We start from the raw sequence: 1,382 nt of genomic DNA on the forward strand, positions 1-1,382 counted from the left end.
CGGCCAGCAACACGGAGGAACCCGGCCCCGCGCCGGGCCCTCAACATGCCAAGAAAACGCCGATAGGTACGCAAATCTTCTTCATCGAAGACCGGCTATCGAATGGCACTCAAGTGAAAGACCGAGGTTAGGGAAGGTGCTGTCCTCGTAGAAGTCCTTGTCGCAGAGCGGCGTCGTCGCCGTGGTCCACTCGCCCCAGCAGGTGCCCTGACGATAGGGCTGCCATTCGTCCTTCGAGTTCTTGAGGTCGTTGAACCACACGACCCGGGCAGTTCCGTCACCCGACCCAGCCCGGACCAGAAACCTGTCGCCGTGTCGTTCGAAGCACCCCCATGCGCCGTTGGCACCGAGGCTGATGATGTCACCACAGCCGGTCGGGTAGACGAGCTTGCCAAAGTCGGTCTCCGGGGGACGGTACTCGTCAGCCTGCGCCGTGCCGGCGGTCAGCGCCAGAGCAGGCCGGAGTGATCAACGCCAGGAGAGCGGCACTGAGCAGGCGCCTCGCCTGGGAGCGCCTGGTGGTTCGGGTCAATTTCATCAGTTGGCCCTTTCGGTCTCAGCGGACGGTCATCAACCACGGTGCCGCGCGCCGCTTGCCCGGGCCGCAGGACGAAGGGCGTCCTGCGGATTGCATCGATCTGGTGGTAAGCCTGGCCGGTGTTCGATGAGGCTGGGAAGGACCTGGGCTGTGCGGAACAGTTCCGTACACATGCGATCAATATGATGCCGGTCATAGGGGCGCGGAGTTCGAGCATTCGGACATGTCGATGTAAAGTCGTCTGGGCGCTAGTGGTGCCCTCTGAACCGAAACGCCTGGAAAGCGACGTAGCGCTCGTGTCGCGACCGCCGGAGCCCTGCCAGGTGGCCGGTCTTTACCGCCGAACTCGCCGCAGCACTCGCGGCCGAAGGTGAGAAACGGCTGGCAGAGCAGGTCGCGCGGCTGCGAGTCGTGCAGAGGTGCGGTTGGCGGGGACGACTTCTGCCAGAGCTTTCACACCGCGCCGAAGCCGGCTGACGCCTACGGCGATGGCCACCGCCCTGTGTGCCTCGACGCGCCATGGCCGGGCTACCTCATCCTCGACGTGGTCCGTGGCGAGATCAGGTACGTCGAAGTGCTGTACCGATCACCGCTGTGCTGACCGCGCTCCCGCCTCTGCAGCCGCGCGGCATCGATGGTCGCCGTCGAGTTCGTCAGTGCAGGCGGGAGCGACGGGTGGGGCGGAGGCGGAAGCTTTCGGTCTTCACCACCCCCGCGGGGACGTCTGCCTGTAGGGGTGACCGGGTGAGCCAGACCAAGGCGTGCTCCTCCTCCCGGACCGGCAGCCGGGGAAAGTCGTTCGCGGTGTACTCGGTCCTCAGCACGGCCAGGGCTTCCTCGGAGT

Annotated in this window: 1 protein-coding gene and 1 pseudogene; both read right to left on the reverse strand. The window is 65.5% G+C overall.

What is annotated here, in order from left to right:
- Window positions 1-81: 81 nt before the first annotated feature.
- Entirely contained in the window at window positions 82-261 is a 180-nt protein-coding gene (locus C1I95_RS35030) for a hypothetical protein (RefSeq protein ID WP_146605949.1), read from the reverse strand.
- Between the two features lie 930 nt (window positions 262-1,191).
- Window positions 1,192-1,382: pseudogene (locus C1I95_RS33930) on the reverse strand (NIPSNAP family protein); the annotation flags it as partial.

The organism is Micromonospora craterilacus (genome assembly GCF_003236315.1).
Lineage (GTDB): Bacteria > Actinomycetota > Actinomycetes > Mycobacteriales > Micromonosporaceae > Micromonospora > Micromonospora craterilacus.